The following is a 653-nucleotide window of genomic DNA, read 5'->3' on the forward strand; positions in this document are numbered from 1 at the left end:
GCATTCTGAACCGTAAGGTCTACTACCCTGCGCCCGTCCTGGCCGTTGTTGTCGGCATCATCACAAAGGGTAATGTCTTCAAGCTCCGGAGCCTGTGGCGCCGGCTCTACGATCAGCTTCAGCTGGACAGGGTCATTGCTAACACAACCCGTGATGGTATTCTCTACCCTTACCCAGATCAGCTGAAGGTATGGGGTCGGGTTCTGGTAGTTCGTCGTATTGGGAATGGCATTAAGGCCGCTTAAGGCATCTTCCCTGGTTTCATGGAAGGTAACCTCAAGGCCCGGCTCGCCATTTTTCATATCCTCGATAAGCGCTTCAAGGTCAAATTCCCCTGTGCCCTGACCGTTGGTATCACATACCGTCAGCTCATCCTGGCCTGGTGGAAGGATAATAGGCTCAGGGATAACATCAACATCAAGGAAGCCGATCCTGTAACAGCCCGTGGCCTCTATGGTGAAGCGTACGAAAAGGGTCTCTGCACCCGGCTCCTGGTTTACATAGGCTGTAGGGTTAGCTATAGCATTGGTATTGCTGTTAGCCTGGGCAAAGGTATCATGGTAGCTTACCGCAACTCCGTTCTGGTCCGCAATGAACACAGGGATGGTGCTGGTAAGGTCAAAGGTCTCATATTGTTCCGGGGCATCGGTCTC

Annotated in this window: 1 pseudogene; it reads right to left on the reverse strand. The window is 52.7% G+C overall.

Features of this window, described 5'->3' with window-relative positions:
• A pseudogene (locus tag ACX0HA_RS17600) lies at positions 1-653 on the reverse strand (hypothetical protein); the annotation flags it as partial.

This window comes from Flavobacterium hauense (assembly GCF_054457175.1).